The organism is Corynebacterium sp. CTNIH16, from assembly GCF_032821655.1.
GTDB classification, from domain to species: Bacteria; Actinomycetota; Actinomycetes; order Mycobacteriales; family Mycobacteriaceae; genus Corynebacterium; species Corynebacterium marquesiae.
This window is the reverse complement of sequence record NZ_JAVBIG010000009.1, coordinates 14,786-33,573: the sequence shown is the minus strand read 5'-3', so window position 1 is coordinate 33,573 and position 18,788 is coordinate 14,786. Positions and strand designations below refer to the sequence as shown.

Here is an 18,788-nt window from a genome sequence, read left to right as displayed (position 1 = left end):
GCATGTATTTCCTTTATAATCTTGCCCTGCATCTAGACAGCTACATCTTCCAAATCCTCACCCTGACCGCCATCGTCGGTGCGATCCTCGCCGCTACCACGCGCGAGGACGCCTTCCGCGCCGGCGACCGTCAGGGCAAGTGGGTGTGGGTTGGCCTGCTGGCCGGTTCCGCGGTAGCGATGGGCACCGGCTTGGCCTTTTTGTCTTGGATCGGCGCGGTCATTACCGGCGTGTACTGGTTTGACGTGCGCCCGCAGCTCAAGGCCATTATCAACGGCGATTATAGCTACTAATGCTTAACCTGCTTGACGCCCCAGCCGCGACGGTCAAGGATCGCGCTGCCGATAACACCGTCCTCGTCTCCCCGCACCATGTTTCCCTTGCCGCAGGCGCGGGCGCGGCCGATATTATCTCCGTCGCGGGGTATCCCACCGGCCGCCACCACACGCTCATCAAGGCCTCTGAGGCGCGCTTGGCCATTCAATCCGGCGCCAGCGAGGTGTGGGTCAGCCTCGATGAGACCGTGACGGATGCCAATGCCGTGCTCTCCGAGCTCATCGCCATCCGCGAGGCCTGCCCCGATCCGGCCCGCTTGGGCCTCATCGTGCCGGGGGCTGTGGGCGCAGATGCGGCCGATGCCGCAGCTGCCGCGGTTACGGCTGCACAGCAGGCCGGTTATCAGCGTCTCATTGTGCGCAGTTCTGCCGCCGTGGACAACGAGGAATCCGGTGCCGGGGGAGAGGAGATGAAAAAAGGACCGGCGTTGGCCGCTGCCAAGCTTCCGGTCATCGAATTTCCCGCCGCTGCGGTTTAGGCGGCTTTCTCCTGCGCGCCCTGCTGCGGCGCGCCAGAGCCAGTGGCCCCGCCCTGGCCTGCGGAGTCACCGCCGCCGGCCAGCTTATCCATGTCATTCATCGGAACATCGGTGCCGGTGATGGTGAGCTTGAGCTCGCCATCGAGCACCTCTACGGAATCGACGTTCATGTCAGAACCCACGAATTGATCCGACATGCCGTTCTGCAGTGCGGAGGAGATGGCTTCGGTGGCCTGATCCGGCAGCTCGAGGCCGAAGATGGAGGCCTCGGTGGCGCGGATATCGAGCTTTCCGTCGTGGGCGGTGGGCTCTAGCGAGAGGTTGGCAAGGCCGCCGGCAAACTTCACGTCCAGCACGTGGTCTTGCTCATTGGCGGTGATCTCCGTAACCACCATATTGCCCACCTTCTCGCTGCCTGCCTGCTCGGAAATGCCTTTCTGGAAGGATGCCAGCAGGTAGTCATCCGGCACGGTGGTAGAAGCGCGCAGCTTGCCGGCTACCGGATTCTCCTGGTCGGTGCTCATATCTTCCACGTGGATCTCGGAGGCAGGTTGGCCCTTGATCTCGGTGCCGTCGATTTGCAGGGTGGACGGCGTGGTCATATCCATTTGGGAAATGGAGCCCTTGAACAGCCCTACGAGCAGTGGGCTGCCGCCAAAGCTGACGGAGGGATCTTCTTTGACCTGGATTCCCTCTTGCTCCGCGGCCTCGTTGAATTGCGAGGTCATCTGGTGACCGATGAACCAGCGCAGGCCGAACTCGGCCAAGAGGATGAGCACGAGCAGTGCTACGAGGATGCCAATGATGATTTTCCAGGCGAGTGAACCTGCCGATTTCTTCGAAGCCATGCGTACCAGTGTGGCGCATGAGTCGGCGCGGGGCAAAGTTTGCGGCAGTTCTCGGGCACATTGCTAGGCACTTCACAGCTCCCCAGCTGCCATCAGCGCGCGGCGCGTTTAGTCCCGTGGTGCGACAGACTCCCAGTCCACGGTGAGCACATTATCGCGCAGGCGCCGGCGGACGGGGTGGATATTAAAGGGGGCGTCGGCAAGCGCGGCTCTTGCCCTACGCCAGCGCACGCGCGGGCCGTAGGGTGCCCACCCCGCCGCGTGGTCCCAGGCCTCGTCGGCGGCCTGAAGCAGCTCGTGGATGGGCTCGCCGGGCACATTGCGGTGGATGAGGATTTTGGGCAAGCGCTCGGCAATATCGGAAGGGCGCGCCACATCAAACGGGTCCCACGCCAGGGTGAGTGTCCGCGGACCATGGGCATCGAGCAGCAACCAGGCCGCGCGTCGGCCGAGCTCATCGCAGGTGCCCTCCACAAAGAAGCCGCCCGGGGCAAGGCGGGAGCACACCGTCTGCCAGGCCTCTTCCACCTGGTCCACGTCATACTGGCGCAGCACATTAAACGCGCGCACTAGCTGCGGCCGGTAGCCGGCCAGCTCAAAACCGCCCAGCTCGAAGCGCACGCCATCGTGCGGTGGCAGCACCCGGTCCGGGTGGATTTCCAGTCCGCGCACGTCTACCTGCGGATTCGCCCGACGCAGCCACCCCGCCCACTCCACGGTGGTCGCATGCGAGGCCCCGTAGCCCACGTCGAGCGCCAGCGGGGTATCTACATGCCGCAGCAGCGCGGAAATCTCCGGGTGCGCGAGCATCCACCTATCGCAGCGGCGCAGCCGGTTGTGGTTGGTGGTGCCGCGGGTGATAACGCCAAAAGGCCGACCCGCAGCTGCGCTAGCGCGCAGATTATGTGCGTGGTCGGCCATAAATTTCGGTTCTGTAGAACTTAGGCGTTCTCAGAGATCCACTGTTCGGTCAGCTTGCCCTCGTTATCGAAGAGCTCGCCCAGGGACTCGCCCACCTTTGGCTCGATGGCGGCGCCCATCATCGGGATATTGACGGAAATCTCGTTGACGTAGGACAGCTTGGTCATTTCGCCTTCGCCAGCCAGGGAGATATCGCCCTTGAAATCAACCGGGGTGCCCTTGACATCCGCGGTGTAGTTAACGTCAGCAGCCTCGCCGCTGAGCTCGCCCACGGTAACCACGCGCTTGACCTTCAGGTCCTGGGAGACCATGGCACGCACTGCCTCTGGCAGCAGGGTGGTCGGCAGAACCTCGAAGAGGGTGGCTACGTTATCGCTGAAGTCGTGCACCTGGCCCGCCTCGGGGGAGAGGTTGGCCACGATGTACTCCCAGTATTCCTTGGTGAGCAGCGCCTTGTGAACCTTTTCGATGGGCTGATTGATGGTTACGGTGTTTTCACTACGGGTTGACATGCCTAACAGACTACCTTGGTAGGCGTGCTTGATAAATCTTTGACGCAACAGCTCACAGCGATCGACGGGGTAGAACTGGACCCCGCCGCCACCTTCGCGGACCTGACTACGCTGCGTGTAGGCGGAAAACCGCAGGCCGCACTGCGCTGCTCGCAGCCGGAGGCTGCCGTCGCCGTGGTGCGTGCCCTTGATCACGCCGAAGTGAAATTCATCGTCGTTGGCGGCGGCTCCAACCTCTTGGTGGCCGATGGCGCAGTGGATCTCGTCGCGGTCATCCTTGACTTTGATGAGGTTTCCATGGACACCGAAACCGGCGTGGTGCGCGCACAGGCGGGCGCCGTCTGGGATGACGTGGTGGCTCGCTCCGTGCAGCTCGGCCTGGGTGGCATCGAGTGCCTCTCCGGCATCCCCGGCACCGTGGGCGCGGTCCCCGTGCAGAATGTGGGTGCCTATGGCGCGGAGATCTCTGAGGTCCTTACCCGCGTGCGCCTTTATAACCGCCGCACCGATAGCGATGAGTGGGTCCCCGCCTCCGACCTGGAGCTAGCGTATCGCTATTCCAACCTGAAATTCACCGGCCGCGCCGTGGTCCTTGAGGTGGAGCTGCAGCTCGATACCGAGGGCCTTTCCCGCCCGCTGCGCTTTGGCCAGCTCACCCAGAATCCGGGCGAGCGCCGCCCCGTGGCCGAGGTCCGCGAGCAGGTCCTCAAGCTGCGCCGCGGCAAGGGCATGGTGCTCGACCCCACCGACCATGACACCTGGTCCGCTGGCTCTTTCTTTACCAACCCGGTGGTGGACTCCGCTCTTGCCGACGCCGTCCAGGCCAAGGTCCGTGCCTCGCTTGGCGAGGCCACCGCAGACTCCATACCCCGCCACCCCTCTGCAGAGACCGGCCGGGAAAAGCTCTCCGCGGCCTGGCTCATTGACCGCGCCGGGTTTGCCAAGGGCTACCCGGGCTCCGGCAGGGCCACGCTCTCGACGAAGCACACGCTGGCGCTGACCAACCGCGGCGAGGCTAAGGCCGCCGATATCGTGGACCTCGCCCGCACCATCCGCGACGGCGTCCATGAGACCTTCGGTGTGGAACTCGTGCCCGAACCCGTGTGGATCGGCCTTTCCCTCGACGAGTAGCACGCGACTGCTTTTCGCTCCGGGCTCTAGGGCCTAAAACCTACAAAGCAGCCACGATAGCGCCCTTAACCACACGGTTTTCGGGACTATCGTGGCCGCTTTTTCAGTTCGGCACCTACTGGGCCGGTGAATTCGCTTGGCTTAGGCGGCCATGACTTGGAGCCACTCATCCTTAGCGCCCAAGAATGCGCGGGCCGCCTCCTGCGCGCCCTCCAAGCTGTGGTGCGCACCCCAGCCGCACTGCTCTTCGTTGGCGGCCGGTACCTCGGTAGCGTTAAGAATATCGTTAAGCGCGCCTTCCACCGCGCGCAGCAGCTCGTCTTGTTCCATGCCGTTGGTGATGGCGTAGAAGCCAGTGCGGCAGCCCATCGGGGCAAAACCGATGAGCTTATCGGTGTAATTGCGCATGAAGTTGGCCATCATGTGCTCCACCGAATGCAGCGCCTTGGTATCCAGGTGGTCCTGGTTCGGCTGGCAGAAGCGCAGGTCATACTTGATGATTTCGACGCCGCCGCCCAAATCCGTGCGGTCGGCTACGCGAATATACGGCGCGCTAACGAGACGGTGGTCGAGTTCGAAGGACTTCACGTTGAGCTTCTTATCATTCTGTTCAGTCATGCTTCTCCAGTGTAATCACAGCTGAGTGTCACTTCCTGAAATAGATTCTTTACCGCATACGCTGGGATAATATGAGCACACTGGACGATTCCGCCGAGGTTCCTGGCGCCGCACGCACCCCTGGCAATTCGTCTTCCGGCGAACCGCCGAGCGCTGCGGCTACTCCGGTGGGCAAATCCGTCTATGAGGGCGCGGATAAAATCGTGCCGAGCACTGCGCCCACCGTGGTCAAGATTGAAGGCCACGCCGAAAATGTCGATCCGTTGGCCCGCGGCAACCGCCTGCGTAAGGAAAGCTGGGGGCTGGTGCTCCGCCGCGTGTGGGCGGACTTCTTCCACGATGCCTTGATGGATCGCGCCGCCACGATGACGTACTTCACGCTTATGGCCTTTGCCCCTACGGTGCTCGCGGCCTATTCGATAGCCACGCTCATCTTCTCCTCTCGACGCGCCGAGGTACACGAATTAACTTCGCAGTTCATTGCAGACTACGTGCCCAGTTCGATGACGGAGCAGGCCGAAAAACTGGTTGGCTCCATCATTGGTTCGACAGCCCAGGGTACTTTCGCGCTGGTGGTATCCGTGCTGGTTTCTCTTTTTGCGGCCTCGGCCTATGTGCGCGCCTTCTCCCGCACCGCCAATACCGTTTACGGGCGGGTAGAAGGCCGCGGGATTATCCGCACCTGGGCGCTCATGTGGGGGCTTACCATCATCTTGGTCATCGGCGCGGTCATCGTGCTTTTTGCCAACCTGCTGCGCGATACCATCGTGAGCGGTGTGGTCGAACCGCTGGCTGGCAAGCTGGACATGCAAGGCACCGCAGATTTTTTGGGCGGCATTTTTATGCCGGTGTGGAATTGGCTGCGCTTCCCGCTCACCGTGGTGATCGTGCTGAGCTTGATCGCTATCTTGTATCACTTTTCCCCGAACGTGCGGCCGGCGCGCTTTCGGTGGATAACCCTCGGCTCCGTTGTGGCGCTTAGCACCAATGTGGTGGTGTGGGGAGCTTTCGCTCTTTATACCCAGCGATTTGCTGGTGCCAGCGTCTACGGCGCCTTCAGCCTCATCATGGCTGTATTCATGGCCGTGTGGCTATCTAATACGATGCTCATTTTGGGCATCAAAATCGATGCGGAGGTTCTGCGCGCCAAAGAACTGCAATTGGGCCTGCACGCCGCGCGGCATATTCAGGCCCCGCCGCGTTCCGACGCCGCCGCTAAATCCCAAGCCCGCGCCCAGCACGACCTTGAGGAGCGAGCCGAGCGCATCTACGAACAGGCGGTGCGCCGAGAAGCGCGTGAAGAAGGCTAGCCCTGGTTGAGCAGGGCGAGGAGATCGCGTTGGACATCGCGGCGGCGCAGCTTGCCCAGCTGGTCGGCGGCGAGCGTCTCCATGGCAAAGAAGCGCTGCGGGACCTTATAGCGTGCCAACAACCCGCGGCAATGGTCGCGTAAGGCAGACTCGTCGAGTTGCGCGCCGGGGGCAAGCACCACGCAAGCGGCGACATCCTCTGAACCATCGGAGCGAGGAACGCCCACGACTGCGGCCTGGGCAATATCAGGATGGGAGGCTAAGGTCTTCTCAACCTCGCCGGGATAAACATTGAAGCCACCGGTGATGATGATTTCCTTGATGCGGCCCACCAACCTGATATGGCCATCGGGCTCGCGAACGCCCATGTCTCCGGTGCGGAACCAGCCTTCATGGAAGGCGGCGGCGGTGGCGGGGGCGTCGGCAAGGTAGCCGTTAAAGACCTGCGGGCCGCGGGCGAGGATCTCGCCGGCCTCGCCATCCGGCTGGGTGCGGCTGAGGTCCTGAGGATCGCCGATGCGCAGCTGCGTATCCGGAAGCGGCAGGCCGATGGTGCCGGCTCGCCGGGCGTCATTAAGGGGATTGATGGTCAGCACGGGAGAGGTTTCGGTGAGCCCATAGCCTTCCACCAGCATGCCGCCGGTGCGTGCTTCCCAGGGATCGATGATGCGCGAGGGCAGCGAGGCCGCGCCCGAAATGGAATAGCGCACCCCGCCGAGATCCGTGGGGGCGGATGAGCCAGCGGCGGTGGGCGCGGCCGCCATGGCCCGCTCGTAGATGGTGGGCACGCCCGGCATCCAGGTGGGGCGGCGCGTGGCTAGCGCCTTGGTCACCGCATCGGTGTGTGGGGCGGCAAGCAGGATGATCTCGGCCGCGCAGCGCACCGCGAGCAACACGCTCATCGTCAGGCCATAGGAATGGAACATGGGCAGCGCGGCCAGGAAGCGCTCGTGGCCAGCGCGCAGCGGGGCCTGGGTTTCTAGCTGCAGGCAGTTCGCCGCGAGGTTGCCGTGGGTTAAGACCACACCCTTGGGGTGGGCGGTGGTGCCGGAGGTGTAGAGGATAAGGGCGGCGTCGGCAAGCGTGGCGGGGTGTGCCTCTACCGGGGCGCCGTTTAGCGGAAGCGGTGCGCTAAGGGAGACGGAGATGGTGGTCTCTACCTGCGCGGAGACGGTGGGGGCGATGTCCTCCCAGGCAATCGCCACGCGGGCGCCATGGTGGGCGAGCAGCGGCGTGAGCTCGTGCGCGGTATAGCGCGGGTTATGCTCCACCACCACCGCGCCCAAGCGCAGGATGGCGAAGAATGCCACCACATGCTGCGGGCAATTGGGCAACAGAATCGCCACGCGGTCGCCGGGCCGCACGCCCATCTCGCGCAGGGCCCCAGCCGCGGCTGCCACCTGGGCATCGAGCTCGCCATAGGTCAGCGTCTGGCCGGCGAAGTAGGTGGCGGGACGCTGCGGAAACCTCGCGACGGCGGCGGCGAGGAAATCCGTCAAGGTGGCACCGTAATGAATATCTGCCATAGCCGCTAAGTTTAGGCCTTCGTCCCCAGCAGCTCGAGTAGGTCCTTGCGCACCTGGTGGCGGCGAATCTTGCCCAGGTGGTCGCGCGCCAGATCTTCGAAGTGATAGAAGGTGCGCGGCACCTTATAGCCGGTGAGGCGCTCGCGGCAGAATTCCTTCAAGCCCTCGGGATCGAGCACGGCACCATCGCGCAGGGTGACGCAGCCGACGACGTCCTCCGAGCCATCCTGGCGCGGGCGGCCCACGGCGGCGACATCTACGACGTCGGGATGCTGGGCAATCGCCTCTTCTACCTCTGCGGGGTAGACGTTGAAGCCGCCGGTGATGATGATTTCCTTGATGCGGCTGACCAGCTTGATATAGCCATCCGGCTCCATGAGCGCCATATCGCCGGTGCGGAACCAGCCATTGTGAAAGGTCTTTTCAGTGGCGGCGGCATTGCCAAAATAACCCTGGAAAATCTGCGGGCCGCGCGCGAGCATCTCACCCGGTTGGCCGTCGGGCTGGGTTTCATCCAGGTTTTCGGGGTTGGCAATGCGCACTTCCGTATCCGGGAAGGGCACGCCCACATAGCCGGGGCGGTGCTTGCCATTCATAGGGTTGGCGGTGAGGACCGGGGAGGTTTCTGTCATACCGAATCCTTCCACGAGCCGGCCACCGGTTAAGTTTTCCCAGCGCTCCACAATCTCTACGGGCAGCGTGGCGGCGCCGGAGAAGGCATTGCGGATGCCGCTTAGGTCCACGTCCTTTTCTTCCGCTGCGTCCATGATTTTTTGATACAGCGTGGGCACGCCCGGAAGCCAGGTAGGCGTGCGCTTTTTCACGATGTCCAGAATGAGCGGCATTTGTGGGGAGGGGACAAGGATGAGCTCGGCGCCCAAGTAGATGCTGAAGATACACAGCGTGGTCATGCCATAGGCGTGGAAGATGGGCAGTGCCGCGAGGAAGCGCTCTTGTTGCTTGCCCATCTGCGGCACCCAGGCCTTGCCCTGGATGGCGTTGGCAAAGAGGTTGCCGTGTGAGAGGAGCGCGCCTTTAGGTTTTCCGGTGGTGCCGGAGGTGTAGAGGATGAGCGCAATATCGTCTTGGGAGATCTCAGGGACATCGAGATCCGAGCCATCGCCGCCGATGGCCGAGCCGATGAGGGTGGACCACTCCACGGTATTGGGCGCGGGGCTGGTGAGCTGCTCGCGCTTGGCGGCCAGCGGCGGGATGGGCAGACGCAGCGCGAGGCGCTTGAGCGGGGGCATGGCCTCGACCATGTTGACGGAGACGATGGTCTCTAGCGGGGTGGTTGAGCGCAGCTTTTCCAGCGTAGAGGTGGTTTTATCCCAGGAGATAGCCACACGCGCGCCATGGTCATTGAGCAGCCCTTCCAGCTCCGGGGCGGTATAGAGCGGGTTGTGCTCGACCACGGTGGCACCAAGTAGCTGCACCGCATAGAACGCGGCGACGTGCTGGGGACAGTTTGGCAGGACGATGGTCACCTTGTCACCCGGGCGAATGCCAAAGGCCTTGAGCCCGGCCGCGGCGGCGCGCACCTGGGCGTCGAGCTCCGCGTAGGTTTGCGTGCGGCCGAAGAAGTAGGTGGCGGATTTATTGGCGTTGGCCCGCAGGTTATCGCGGTAGTAGTCGACGATGGTCTTATCGCCGTAGTCCAGCGTGTGTGGGGTCCAATCGCTGTAGTGCTCGAGCCAGGCTCGGGAGGTGGAAACGGACACGCGAAAAACCTTTCGTTTGGCTACAAAAACTATTTCTGAGGGGATAGCATATCCCAAACGCGAAGAAGCCCTCTAGTTTTCTTCTAATGTCAGCAAAAAACGTTTGGCTTCCAGACCGCCCGCATAGCCGCCGAGCCCGCCGTCGCTGCGCAGCACACGGTGGCATGGCCGCACGATGAGCAGGGGATTGGCGCCACACGCACTGCCCACGGCCCGCGTCGCGCCGGGGCGGCCGAGTAACTTAGCGACGTCGCGGTAGGTGACCGTCTCCCCGTAGCCAATTTCCGCCAACTGCGCATGCACCACGGCGCGGAAGTCGGTCGTCGCAGGCGGGTCGAGGGGAAGCTCGAAGGCGCGGCGCTGGCCGGCGAAATACTCCGCGAGCTGCGCCTGGGCGGCATCGAGCACGTCTGCACTGCGCTTTCCGACGTCCCCTTCTTCCACACCGCCCATCTCTTTCTGCAGGATGCTGGCTGCGGTGAATTCGACACGGGAAAGCCCCCGCGGGCTCGCCTGCAGGCGCAGGGGTCCGAGGGGGCTATCGATAAGGCGGAACATCTCAGTTCTGTTCGGCCTCGAGGCGGCGGATGAGGTCTGCCTGGACCTCGCGGCGGCGGATCTTGCCCATCTGGTCCTTCGCCAGCTCCTCAAAGTGGTAGAAGGTGCGGGGGACCTTGTAGCGGGTCAGGCGCTCGCGACAGTAGTCCTTCAGGCCCTCCGGGTCGAGGGCGGCACCGTCGGCGAGGTCGAGGCAGGCCACGACGTCCTCGGAGCCGTCCTCGCGCGGGCGGCCGACCACGGCGACGTCATCAATGCTTGGGTGCTCGCGCAGGATTTCTTCCACCTCGCCCGGATACACGTTGAAGCCGCCGGTGATGATGATTTCCTTGATGCGACTGACCAGGCGGATGAAACCATCCTCTTCCATGACGCCCATGTCACCGGTGCGGAACCACTCACCGTGGAAGGCGGCCTCGGTGGCCTCGTCATTGTTGAGGTAGCCCTTGAAGATCTGCGGGCCGCGGGCCAGCACCTCGCCCTCAACGCCGTCTGGTTGTGTCTCATCCAGGTTATCCGGGTTGGCAATGCGCACCTGGGTATCCGGGAACGGGATGCCCACGTAACCTGGGCGGCGGTCGGTGCTCATGGGGTTGCCCACGATAATCGGCGAGCATTCGGTGAGGCCATAGCCCTCCACTAAGAGGCCGCCGGTGTAGTTCTCCCACTTGTTGACCGTGTCCGAAGGCAGGGTAGACGCACCGGAGAAGGCCGCACGCACACCCTTGATGGGGATTTCCTGATACTCGGCGGCCTTCACGATGCGCTCGTAAAGCGTCGGCACGCCCGGAACCCAGGTCGGGGTGTGCTTCTTCATCAACTGCATAATGAGCGACATATCCGGCTTTGGCAGGATGACCAGCTCACCGCCGATGAACTGCGCCAAGGTCACGTTCATGGTCAGGCCATAAGCATGGAAGAAGGGGAGGGCGGCTAGCATACGCTCCGGCTTATCGCCCAGGCCGGGAACCCACGCCTTGCCCTGCAACAGGTTGGAAAAGAGGTTGCCGTGCGAGAGCATGGCGCCCTTCGGGGCGCCGGTGGTGCCAGAGGTGTACATAATTAGCGCGATGGTGTCCTTGTCCACGTCCTGCGGCGTGGTGATATCGCTGCCGTCGCCGCCGATGGCGTTGCCCACCAAGGTTTCCCACGGCACGGTATTGGGCGCCGGGGAAGAGAGCTGCTCGCGCTTGGATTTCAGTGGCGGGATGGGCAGGCGCAGGGCGGCGCGCTGCAGGGTAGGCATGGCGTTGATCATGTTGATGGACACGACTGTTTCCAGGTTGGTGGTCGCGCGCAGCTTCTCCAAAGTCGGCGCTGCCTTATCCCAGGCGATGGCGATGCGCGCGCCGTGATCCTGGAAGAGCCCTTCTAGCTCGTGGGCGGTGTAGAGCGGGTTGTGTAGTACCACCTGGGCGCCCAGCTTCAAGATGGCGTAGAACGCCGCGATGTACTGCGGCGAGTTTGGTGCCACGATGGCGACTCGGTCACCGGGGCGCACACCGAAGGCCTTCAAGCCAGCGGCCGCAGCGCGAACCTGACGGTCCAGCTCCGCATACGTTTGGGTGCGTCCGAAGAAGTAGGTGGCCGGTTTATCGGCGTTGACCTCAAGATTGTTGTCGTAGATATCCAGCAACGTGGTGTCGCCGTACTCGAGATGGTGCGGTGTCCATTCCGGGTAATACTGGAGCCAAGCCTGTGATTCGTATGCGGACAAAACTTTACCTTTCGGTAGCGTAGGTTTCTGGCAGGGGCCAGTATAGCGCCGGTAGAATTGAGCGCCATGCGCATCGCCATGATCTCTATGCATACCTCGCCGATTGAACAGCCCGGCTCGGGGGACGCCGGCGGCATGAACGTCTACGTCCTCAATAGTGCGCGCCAACTGGCTCGCCGGGGAATAGAGGTGGACGTCTATACCCGCGCCACTCGGCCTAGCCAGGGCGAAATCATTGAGGTTGAACCCCATCTGCGCGTCATTAATATCGTCGCCGGGCCGTACGAGGGTCTGGATAAAGAGGATCTGCCGACCCAACTGACCGCTTTCGCGGGCGGCATGGTGCAATTTGCCAAGTGGCAGGGCAAGAAATATGACCTTATTCACTCCCACTACTGGCTCTCCGGCCAGGTGGGCTGGCTGCTACGGGATCTCTGGGGCATTCCGCTCATCCACACGGCCCATACCCTCGCCGCGGTGAAAAACGCCTCCCGGACCGCGGATGACACCTTGGAGTCCGAGGCCCGCCGCATCTGCGAGCAGCAACTGGTGGATAACGCGGACCTGCTCGTGGTCAATACCGAGCAAGAAGCTCGCGACTTGGCCGAACACTATGATGCCGAGTGCGACATCATTCGCGTGGTCTCGCCCGGCGCCGACGTAGAGCTTTTTACCCCTGGCACGGACCGCAATACCGAGCGATCCCGCCGCGAGCTGGGTATTCCACTGCACACCAAGGTGGTGGCCTTTGTGGGGCGTCTGCAAAAATTCAAGGGCCCAGAGGTCCTCATTCGCGCCACGGCCGAGCTCTTCCGCCGCGAACCGGCGCGCGACCTGCGCGTGGTCATCTGTGGTGGCCCGTCGGGGGCCAATACGGCGCCGGAGGCCTATAGGGAGTTGGCGCGCGAGTTGGGCGTCGATAAGCGCGTGCGCTTTTTAGGCGCCCGCCCGCCAGAGGAGCTGGTGGGGGTCTACCGCGCGGCCGATATCGTAGCGGTGCCTAGCTATAACGAGTCCTTCGGTCTGGTGTCGCTGGAGGCCCAGGCTTCTGGCACGCCGGTGGTAGCCGCGGCCGTCGGCGGGCTGCCCATCGCCGTGGCCGACGAGGAGACCGGCTTGCTGGTGCACTCGCATGACCCGTCCGACTGGGCCGATGCTCTAGTCCGCCTGCTTGACGACGACCCCATGCGCATCGCCATGGGCGAAGCCGCCGTCGCCCACGCCGCACGCTTTAGCTGGGCCAGCTCCGCTGCCGCGCTCGCAGAAATCTATGACGAGGCCAGCCGCATCGAGGTTCCGGATTGCCATCAACGGCGGGCGATCGGGGATTAAACCCTGACGCCGGTAATAATTTCGTGGCATGCTGGAGGCATGACTAACGGAAAACTGATTCTTCTTCGCCATGGCCAATCCAAGTGGAACGAGTCCAACCAGTTCACTGGCTGGGTCGATGTAGATCTGACCGAAAAGGGCGAGGCGGAAGCCAAGCGCGGCGGTGAGCTGCTCGCGCAGGAAGGCGTTCTGCCCGACGTCCTGTATACCTCTCTTTTGCGTCGCGCTATCCGCACCGCAAATATCGCTCTCAACGCCGCCGACCGCCACTGGATCCCAGTGGTGCGCGATTGGCGCCTCAACGAGCGCCACTACGGCGCCCTGCAGGGCCTGAACAAGGCCGAGACCAAGGAAGAGTACGGCGAGGAAAAGTTCATGGCATGGCGACGCTCCTATGACACGCGCCCGCCGGAGCTGGCCGATGACTCCGAATACTCCCAGGCCAATGACCTGCGCTACGCGGACCTGGATAAGGTCCCGCAGACCGAGTGCCTGAAGGACGTCGTCGCCCGCTTCGTGCCGTACTTTGAAGAAGAAATCCTCCCACGCGCCAAGAAGGGCGAGACCGTACTTATCGCCGCGCACGGCAACTCCCTGCGCGCACTGGTTAAGCACCTGGACAATATCTCCGATGATGACATTGCCGGCCTGAACATTCCAACCGGCATCCCGCTGGTTTATGAGATCACCGAAGACGGCTCCGTAGTAAACCCAGGTGGCACTTACCTGGATCCGGAAGCCGCCGCTGCCGGTGCCGCCGCCGTTGCTGCGCAGGGCGGTAAGTAAGAAACTGCGCCACAGTCCCCGGGGAGTATTCCCTGGGGACTTTGTGATGGATAGGCTAGACACGTGGAATTGATTCTTTCCTTTGCCGCCGGCGTGGTGGCCTGCGGGCTGGCGCTGCCGGTGATTTCCTGGTTGCGCGGGCGCATTGCGCGCTACCGCCAAGCCACCGATGCCGAGGCTAACCAGGTCACGACGGTCAGCCAGGTGCTGCACCTGGCCGTGCAAGGCTCGCCGACGGCCCTGGCGGTGCTAGACCGCAACCAAGAAATCGTCATGTCCAATCCCGCCGCCCACGAGATGTCCCTGGTGCATGATCGCGCCGTGAACCCGGAGGTGTGGCAGACCGCGCAGGAGGTCTTCGAGGACAAGGAAACCCGCACCGTCGACCTGGCCATTCCTAAGCGCCGCACGGGTCACCGCGTCACCCAGTTCAAGGCGGTCATTAAGCCGCTGACGCTTAACGACGGCCGCTTTGTCATCATCTACGGAACCGATGAGAGCGAAAACGTCCGCATGGAATCCGCCCGCCGCGACTTTGTGGCAAACGTCTCCCACGAGCTCAAGACCCCCGTCGGCGGTATTGCCTTGCTGGCCGAGGCCCTGCTCCAAGACCCCGGCGACCAAGAGACCGTGGAGTACTTTGGCAACAAGGTCTACAAGGAAGCCAACCGCATGGCCGATATGGTCAGCGAGCTTATTTCCTTGTCCAAGCTGCAAGGCGCTGAGGCGCTGCCAGAGATGGAACCGCTAGCCGTCGATGACCTCATCGAGGAAGCGCTCTCGCGCAACCAACTGGCTGCGGAGGCTCGCTCCATCGAGCTCAACCGGGGCGCTTCCGTCGGCGTGCAGGTCAAAGGAGATAGGTCCCTGCTGGTCACCGCACTGTCTAACCTCGTCTCCAACGCGATTAACTATTCGCCGGAGAAGATGCCGGTATCGGTCTCCCAAAAAGTGGTGGATGGCGGGGTCGTGCTCATCCGCGTCACGGACCGCGGAATCGGTATCGCACCGGATGATCAAAAGCGCGTCTTCGAGCGCTTCTTCCGCGTAGACCAAGCCCGGTCGCGGCAGACCGGAGGCACTGGCCTAGGATTAGCAATTGTTAAACACGTGGTGGCCAACCATGGCGGCAACATCAAACTGTGGTCCCGGCCCGGTACGGGTTCTACATTCACCATCGAATTGCCCATTTACAGGGAAGAAAAGCCAGCGCAGGATGCTGGCATGAAGGATAATGAGAAAAGGGATGCCGTCGACGCGGCGGCGCCTGGGCTCCCGCGTGCAGTAGCACGCGTTGCAGCACGTCGAAAGGATAAAGCACAATGACCACCATCCTCATCGTTGAAGATGAAGAGTCGCTGGCAGATCCGCTGGCATTCCTCCTCCGCAAGGAGGGCTTCGAGCCGATCATCGCGCACGATGGCCCCACCGCGCTGGAAAAGTTTGCCGCTAACGACATCGATATCGTCCTTCTAGACCTCATGCTGCCCGGCATGTCCGGCACCGAGGTATGCAAGCAGCTGCGCACCACCTCGTCCGTGCCGGTCATCATGGTGACCGCGCGCGATTCTGAGATCGACAAGGTCGTCGGCCTCGAGCTCGGCGCCGATGATTACGTGACCAAGCCTTATTCCTCCCGCGAGCTCATCGCCCGCATCCGCGCGGTCCTGCGCCGCGGCCACGATTCCGGCGCCGCTGCCGATACCGAGGCGGAGGAAGAAGTAGCCGAGCAGATCCTCGAGGGCGGCCGCGTCAAGATGGACGTGGAACGCCACACCGTTACCGTCGCGGGCGAGCCGGTTTCCATGCCCCTCAAGGAATTCGACCTCCTGGAGTACCTGCTGCGCAACGCCGGCCGCGTACTAACCCGCGGCCAGCTCATTGATCGCATCTGGGGCGCCGATTATGTTGGCGACACCAAGACGCTCGATGTTCACGTCAAGCGCCTGCGCTCCAAGATCGAGGAGCAGCCTTCCCGTCCGAAGCACCTGGTTACGGTGCGCGGCCTGGGCTATAAATTCGAGCTCTAGCTCTCCGCCTGCTGGTTTCCTGCCTGTAGGCTCCCGGCCTTCACGCTGGCCGGATGCTGCGTGAGCTGGACGCCGTGCTCGGCCGCCGCGGCGCGTGCCTTGCAGTGCGCGGACAGAATCTCATAGGACTCTCGGCCCATGAGCGCTACCAGCTCGTCCTCGTGCGATTGCCACATCGGCAGCGGGTTGGCGTGGCAGGCGGCATCGGCCGAACAATACCAATCAAAGTCCTCGCCGCCATTGCCCCAACCGCGGCGGTCATACTCGCCGATCTGCGTGCGCAAAATCTCCTGCCCATCCGGGCGCTCTTCATAGTCTTCGTATCGGCGCAGCGGTAGCTGCCAGCACACCTCCGGCTTGACCACCGTGAGCTCCTCGCCGGTATCGACAGCCCACTGGTGCAGCGCGCAGCCCGTACCCGTAGCCCAGCCGGCGCGGTTGGCAAAAATGCACGCGCCGTCCACGATGGGTGTCTTCAGCGCCGGTTCCGGTTCGCCGTCCTCACCGTCGAGCTCGTCCCACTCTAGCCATGGCTCCAACTCGTCCGTAGCGTCCTGCGCGAGGAACTCATCTACCCCCGCTGGGCGCAGCTGCCAATACTTGGCGGGCATGCGCGAGACGGCGTCGTAAAGCTGGTCGCGGTCCTCCTCATCGGCCATATAGGCGCCATGCACGCAGCAGCCCACGTCGGGCTGGCTCTTATCGATGCCCCGGCATGCCGACGTTCCAAATTGGCAACTGTAGTGCGATTCCACCCATGTTAGGTCGATGGAAAAGACGTGGTGTGGGTCGTTCGGGTTGGTAAATTCGAGCCACTCCCGCGGGAAATCCGGGGCCTCTTCGCGGCCCGCTCTTATCGACGCCGCCGCGGGCGAGCTCGCGGGAAAACCTAGGTATACCGTGTCAGATTTTGGGCGATTCACACCTAACCACGGTAGACCTACTACGCTGTTAGTGTGCGATTAGGTGTATTAGATGTCGGAAGCAATACCGTCCACCTCGTTGCGGTCGATGCCGCGACGGGCGGGCGGCCCACTCCGATGAGTGATTGGAAGACCCCGCTCCGGCTGGTAGAACAGCTGGACAAGAAGGGCAACATCCATGAAAAGGGTGTAAAGAAGCTGGTCAGCGCCGTAGCGGAGGCGAGCGAGCTGGGCGATAAGTTGGGCTGCGCTGAATTTATCGCCTTTGCTACCTCGGCAGTGCGCTCCGCGCATAATTCGGAGGCCGTGCTCGATGAGGTGGAAAAGCAGACCGGCGTACGCCTGCAGATTCTCTCCGGCGTGGAAGAAGCCCAGCTGACCTTCCTCTCCGCACGCCGCTGGTACGGCTGGTCCGCCGGCCGTATTACCAACCTGGACATCGGCGGCGGCTCGCTAGAGCTGTCCACCGGTACCGACGAGCACCCCGACCTCGCCTTCTCCCTCGACCTGGGCGCTGGCCGGTTGACCCATAACTGGTTTGACACCGACCCACCGGAGAAAAAGAAGGTAAGTGCGCTGCGCGATTATATCGATGCGGAGCTCGAAGACGTTGCCCAGCAGATGAAGGCCATGGGCCCCGCTGGCCTCGCCGTGGGTACCTCCAAAACCTTCCGCACGCTGGCGCGCCTGACGGGTTCCGCCCCCTCGTCTGCCGGCCCATACGTCAAGCGCACGTTGACAGCACCGGGTCTGCGCCAGTTGATTTCCTTCATCTCCCGCATGACTGCGGCAGACAGAGCGGACCTAGAAGGTGTAAGTTCTAACCGATCGCACCAAATCGTTGCCGGCGCTCTAGTGGCCGAGGCATCCATGCGAGCCTTGGACATTGAGAAGCTGGAAATCTGCCCGTGGGCGCTGCGTGAGGGCGTCATTTTGCGCCGGACCGACAAGGGATTGGAATAGGAAGAGATCATGGCTGACAAGAAGAAGTTGACCGTGGCAGAGCTGCTGGCTCGCGATAAAAAGGCCCGCGGCGAAAAGGGCGGCAAGGACGACAAGCGTTCGCGCCGCCACCGCCGCAGCCTCGATGAAGGCGGCATTTCCGTTGCCGAGCTAACCGGCAACCTCAAGAAGGTCGAGGCTTCGCCTGCCGAGGCCAAGCACACCTCCGTCTCCATCGACGAGGACGCTCCCGTCATCCGCGCCCCCAAGGCCGCTGACGCGACCGATGCCGACTCCGCAAAGAAGTCCACCGACAAGCCAGCTTCTCAGTCCGCAGCCACGACCGCTGCTCAGCCTGCCGCGCCGAAGGCTGCGCCAAAGACCGCCGCAAAGGCAGAACCAAAGGCTGCTCCTAAATCCGCGGACCAGCCCGCAGCCAAGGCTGCCGCCAAGCCAGCGCAGACCGCAAAGCCGGCTGCTGCCGCCGCGGCACAGGAGGCGGAGAAGAAGAATCAGCCTTCTGCGGATGACACCGCGGTAATCCAGCGCGTGGGTAAGGCGAAGGCGGACGATGCCAAGCCTGCCGCTACCAAGCCCGCAGCGGAGAAGTCGGCCGCAGACAAGGCCGGCGCGGACAAGGCCACCGCAGCGAAGGCCGACAAGGGCGCGAAAGCGGCCGGAGCGGGAGCTGCGACAGCTGGTGCTGGAGCGGCCGCTGCGGCAGCGGTGCCGGCGTCGAAGAAGGCGGGCGTCGCTAAGGATGCCGAGGAAACCGGCAACCTGCCCAAGGTCGAGGACGACGAAGAATGGATCGAGGAAGAGCACGAGAAGCTCAATCCAGTATCCATCCTGCTGATGATTGTCGCGGGTATCCTGCTGGCGATTGTCATCTTCAAGGGCTTTGAGATTCTGTGGGATAGCTTCCCGCGCCTGGTCGTCGCCATCCTCGCGCTGTGCGTCACCGCGATTATGGTGGGCGTGACACACGCCCTGCGCACCGCGCGCGATGGATTCTCCATGTTCCTGGCCGGCTTTACCGGCCTTATCCTGACCTTCGGCCCACTGCTGTTGGTCATGCTCTAAGCCCCCGCTTGTCTAC

The 18,788-nt window shown here is 63.0% G+C and carries 19 protein-coding genes; 10 read left to right on the top strand and 9 right to left on the bottom strand.

Annotated features, from left to right (window positions below; all coding sequences use genetic code 11):
- The first annotated feature begins 2 nt into the window (after positions 1 to 2).
- A complete protein-coding gene (locus tag RAE04_RS08680; protein ID WP_317027104.1) occupies positions 3 to 293 on the top strand; it encodes a DUF2516 family protein in 291 nt (96 codons plus the stop codon).
- The gene (locus RAE04_RS08675; protein WP_317027103.1) at positions 293 to 814 is read left to right on the top strand and encodes a deoxyribose-phosphate aldolase; all 522 of its coding nucleotides are present in this window, start codon (positions 293 to 295) and stop codon (positions 812 to 814) included. The genes RAE04_RS08680 and RAE04_RS08675 overlap by 1 nt, the downstream gene beginning before the upstream one ends.
- On the opposite strand, the gene RAE04_RS08670 is transcribed toward RAE04_RS08675, so the two are convergent.
- The 3 genes from RAE04_RS08670 to RAE04_RS08660 form a co-directional block, all read right to left on the bottom strand.
- Positions 811 to 1,662 carry a DUF2993 domain-containing protein gene (locus RAE04_RS08670; RefSeq protein ID WP_317027102.1) on the bottom strand — a complete coding sequence of 284 codons (852 nt, stop codon included), beginning with the start codon at positions 1,660 to 1,662 and terminating at the stop codon, positions 811 to 813. The two genes, RAE04_RS08675 and RAE04_RS08670, sit on opposite strands and share 4 nt — an antisense overlap.
- Positions 1,663 to 1,770: 108 nt before the next feature.
- Entirely contained in the window at positions 1,771 to 2,583 is an 813-nt protein-coding gene (locus RAE04_RS08665) for a class I SAM-dependent methyltransferase (RefSeq protein ID WP_316127970.1), read from the bottom strand.
- 20 nt (positions 2,584 to 2,603) lie between these two features.
- The gene (locus RAE04_RS08660; protein WP_049377830.1) at positions 2,604 to 3,095 is read right to left on the bottom strand and encodes a DUF2505 domain-containing protein; all 492 of its coding nucleotides are present in this window, start codon (positions 3,093 to 3,095) and stop codon (positions 2,604 to 2,606) included.
- A 24-nt stretch (positions 3,096 to 3,119) separates the two neighbouring features.
- On the opposite strand from RAE04_RS08660, the gene RAE04_RS08655 reads away from it, so the two are divergent.
- A complete protein-coding gene (locus RAE04_RS08655) occupies positions 3,120 to 4,226 on the top strand; it encodes a UDP-N-acetylmuramate dehydrogenase (protein WP_316127968.1) in 1,107 nt (368 codons plus the stop codon).
- Between the two features lie 141 nt (positions 4,227 to 4,367).
- Here RAE04_RS08655 and RAE04_RS08650 read toward each other — a convergent pair whose 3' ends face one another.
- Positions 4,368 to 4,844, bottom strand: a complete 477-nt coding sequence (locus RAE04_RS08650) for an S-ribosylhomocysteine lyase (RefSeq protein WP_023020462.1) — start codon at positions 4,842 to 4,844, stop codon at positions 4,368 to 4,370.
- A 71-nt stretch (positions 4,845 to 4,915) separates the two neighbouring features.
- Here RAE04_RS08650 and RAE04_RS08645 point away from each other — a divergent pair, with 71 nt between their 5' ends.
- A complete protein-coding gene (locus RAE04_RS08645; protein ID WP_317027101.1) occupies positions 4,916 to 6,154 on the top strand; it encodes a YihY/virulence factor BrkB family protein in 1,239 nt (412 codons plus the stop codon).
- Here the strand turns inward: RAE04_RS08645 and RAE04_RS08640 are convergent.
- From RAE04_RS08640 to RAE04_RS08625, 4 genes are all read right to left on the bottom strand, one after another.
- A complete protein-coding gene (locus RAE04_RS08640) occupies positions 6,151 to 7,680 on the bottom strand; it encodes an AMP-binding protein (protein WP_317027100.1) in 1,530 nt (509 codons plus the stop codon). The two genes, RAE04_RS08645 and RAE04_RS08640, sit on opposite strands and share 4 nt — an antisense overlap.
- Before the next feature lie 11 nt (positions 7,681 to 7,691).
- A complete protein-coding gene (locus RAE04_RS08635) occupies positions 7,692 to 9,401 on the bottom strand; it encodes a long-chain-fatty-acid--CoA ligase (RefSeq protein ID WP_317027099.1) in 1,710 nt (569 codons plus the stop codon).
- Between the two features lie 72 nt (positions 9,402 to 9,473).
- Positions 9,474 to 9,959 carry a methylated-DNA--[protein]-cysteine S-methyltransferase gene (locus tag RAE04_RS08630; protein ID WP_317027098.1) on the bottom strand — a complete coding sequence of 162 codons (486 nt, stop codon included), beginning with the start codon at positions 9,957 to 9,959 and terminating at the stop codon, positions 9,474 to 9,476.
- Position 9,960: 1 nt separating this feature from the next.
- The gene (locus tag RAE04_RS08625; RefSeq protein ID WP_317027097.1) at positions 9,961 to 11,676 is read right to left on the bottom strand and encodes a long-chain-fatty-acid--CoA ligase; all 1,716 of its coding nucleotides are present in this window, start codon (positions 11,674 to 11,676) and stop codon (positions 9,961 to 9,963) included.
- Positions 11,677 to 11,742: 66 nt separating this feature from the next.
- On the opposite strand from RAE04_RS08625, the gene mshA reads away from it, so the two are divergent.
- From mshA to RAE04_RS08605, 4 genes are all read left to right on the top strand, one after another.
- Positions 11,743 to 13,008 (top strand): D-inositol-3-phosphate glycosyltransferase, encoded by a 1,266-nt coding sequence (gene mshA, locus RAE04_RS08620; RefSeq protein WP_317027096.1) that lies wholly within the window; start codon positions 11,743 to 11,745, stop codon positions 13,006 to 13,008.
- A gap of 39 nt (positions 13,009 to 13,047) precedes the next feature.
- Positions 13,048 to 13,794: a phosphoglyceromutase gene (locus RAE04_RS08615; RefSeq protein WP_286687780.1), complete on the top strand. Its 747-nt coding sequence runs from the start codon at positions 13,048 to 13,050 to the stop codon at positions 13,792 to 13,794.
- A 63-nt stretch (positions 13,795 to 13,857) separates the two neighbouring features.
- Entirely contained in the window at positions 13,858 to 15,120 is a 1,263-nt protein-coding gene (locus RAE04_RS08610; RefSeq protein ID WP_286687779.1) for a sensor histidine kinase, read from the top strand.
- Positions 15,117 to 15,824, top strand: coding sequence for a response regulator transcription factor (locus tag RAE04_RS08605; RefSeq protein ID WP_317027095.1), 708 nt, complete (start codon positions 15,117 to 15,119; stop codon positions 15,822 to 15,824). The genes RAE04_RS08610 and RAE04_RS08605 overlap by 4 nt, the downstream gene beginning before the upstream one ends.
- On the opposite strand, the gene RAE04_RS08600 is transcribed toward RAE04_RS08605, so the two are convergent.
- On the bottom strand, positions 15,821 to 16,747 hold the full coding sequence (locus RAE04_RS08600) for a hypothetical protein (protein ID WP_317027094.1): 927 nt from the start codon (positions 16,745 to 16,747) through the stop codon (positions 15,821 to 15,823). The two genes, RAE04_RS08605 and RAE04_RS08600, sit on opposite strands and share 4 nt — an antisense overlap.
- Before the next feature lie 33 nt (positions 16,748 to 16,780).
- Between RAE04_RS08600 and RAE04_RS08595 the strand changes: the two genes are divergently transcribed.
- Both RAE04_RS08595 and RAE04_RS08590 read left to right on the top strand, forming a co-directional pair.
- Positions 16,781 to 17,710 carry a Ppx/GppA phosphatase family protein gene (locus RAE04_RS08595; protein ID WP_198492448.1) on the top strand — a complete coding sequence of 310 codons (930 nt, stop codon included), beginning with the start codon at positions 16,781 to 16,783 and terminating at the stop codon, positions 17,708 to 17,710.
- A gap of 9 nt (positions 17,711 to 17,719) precedes the next feature.
- On the top strand, positions 17,720 to 18,772 hold the full coding sequence (locus RAE04_RS08590) for a tripartite tricarboxylate transporter TctB family protein (protein WP_317027093.1): 1,053 nt from the start codon (positions 17,720 to 17,722) through the stop codon (positions 18,770 to 18,772).
- Positions 18,773 to 18,788 lie beyond the last annotated feature (16 nt).